This is a genomic window from Nocardioides sp. CPCC 206348, from assembly GCF_048654705.1.
In the GTDB taxonomy this organism is placed as follows: Bacteria; Actinomycetota; Actinomycetes; order Propionibacteriales; family Nocardioidaceae; genus Nocardioides.
On sequence record NZ_JBMCZA010000133.1, the window covers coordinates 4,772 to 6,443 of the forward strand.

Annotated in this window: 2 protein-coding genes and 1 pseudogene; 2 read left to right on the top strand and 1 reads right to left on the bottom strand. The window is 66.9% G+C overall.

Going from position 1 to position 1,672, the window contains the following annotated elements:
* Positions 1–238: pseudogene (locus tag ACOADB_RS08600) on the top strand (transcriptional regulator); the annotation flags it as partial.
* A 2-nt stretch (positions 239–240) separates the two neighbouring features.
* On the opposite strand, the gene ACOADB_RS08605 reads toward ACOADB_RS08600, so the two are convergent.
* Positions 241–558 (bottom strand): ArsR/SmtB family transcription factor, encoded by a 318-nt coding sequence (locus tag ACOADB_RS08605; protein WP_378597548.1) that lies wholly within the window; start codon positions 556–558, stop codon positions 241–243.
* Between the two features lie 91 nt (positions 559–649).
* Here ACOADB_RS08605 and ACOADB_RS08610 point away from each other — a divergent pair.
* Positions 650–1,672: SDR family oxidoreductase (locus ACOADB_RS08610; protein WP_378597549.1), on the top strand; the 1,023-nt coding region annotated here is incomplete at its 3' end.

Genomic DNA, 1,672 nt, shown 5'->3' on the forward strand with positions numbered 1-1,672 from the left:
GCGGGTGGCGCTGTCACCCCGGCACGCGGACATCGTGGCCATCCTCGGCGCGGCCGGCCGTGTCGGCGTCACCGCAGCCACCCTCAGCCATCGGTTGTACGGCGACGGCGAGCACCAGGTGACGGTCCGGGCCGAGGTGTCGCGGATGCGCCGCGCTCTCGGTGCGCTGCTCGCGACGAACCCCTACCGGCTCGGCGCAGGCGTCGAGCTCACGGTGATCGAGTCAGCGAGAGCCTAGGCTCAGAGAGCCCGGCGGATGTGCTCGGCAAGGCGCGCGATCTGTTCCTCGTTGCGCGCGTAGTGAGTCCACTTGCCCGCGCGCGTAGCGGTCACCAGTCCAGCGGCCGCGAGGCTCGCCATGTACTGCGACGCCGTCGACTGCGAGACGTTCGCCCTTGCCTGGATGTGCTTCAGGCACACCCCGACCTCCTCGGCCGGTTCCAGTTGCGACGGGAACGAACCGACGTCCTTGAGCCAACCGAGGATTCGCACCCGCGCCGGATTGGCCAGCGCCTTGAGCGCGGCCTCCAGCTCGTCGGTCTGCAGCGTCGGCTCCACCCGTGCATCCTAGACGCATCGGCAATGTGCGATGGATCTGTGACATACTCAGATCGTCATTTCACGATTCATCGATGGGAAGAGTCAGCTGATGCCGCACGGAACCAAGGTCGCACTCGTCGTCGGAGCTCGAGGGGTGATCGGGGGCAACCTGGTCGAGCACCTGGCCTCACTGGGCGACTGGGAGATCGTCGGGCTCTCTCGATCGGGTGGCGTCGACACCGACCGCGTTCGCCACATCGCCGTCGACCTCCTGGACCAGGCCGACACGGCTGCGAAGCTCGCGCACCTCGCCGGCGTGACCCACGTCTTCTACGCCGCCTACCAGGACCGCCCCTCGTGGGCAGAGCTCGTCGCCCCGAACCTGACCATGCTCGTCAACACGATCACCACGATCGAGTCCGTGGCGACGAACCTCGAGCACGTCAGCCTGATGCAGGGCTACAAGGTGTACGGCGCCCACCTGGGACCGTTCCGGACCCCTGCCCGCGAGGACGACGCCCGCCACATGCCGCCAGAGTTCAACGTCAGCCAGCAGGACTTCCTGGAGGAACGCCAGCACGGCAAGAACTGGACCTGGTCGGCGATCCGCCCGTCCGTGGTGTGTGGGTTCGCACTGGGGAACCCGATGAACCTCGCGGTGCTGCTGGCGACGTACGCGACCATCTCGAAGCACCTCGGCGTGCCGCTGCGCTTCCCGGGAAAGCCCGGCGCCTGGACGAGCCTCATCGAGATGACCGATGCCGGCCTCCTCGCCGAGGCGACCGTCTGGGCAGCAACGACACCGGAGTGCGCCAACCAGGCCTTCAACATCAACAACGGCGACCTGTTCCGCTGGCAGGACATGTGGCCGGTCATTGCCGAGAACTTCGGACTCGAGACGGCCGCTCCCCTGCCGTTGGCACTGGTGGACGTGATGGCGGACAAGGAATCGATCTGGGACGAGATCGTGCGCGAGCACGACCTCGAGCCGATCCCCTACTCACAACTGTCGTCGTGGGCCTTCGGCGACTTCGTGCTCGGCTGGGACTACGACGTCATTGCCGACGGCTCCAAGGCCAGGCGCATGGGATTTCACCGCCATGTCGACACCCGCGCCATGTTCGTCGAGATC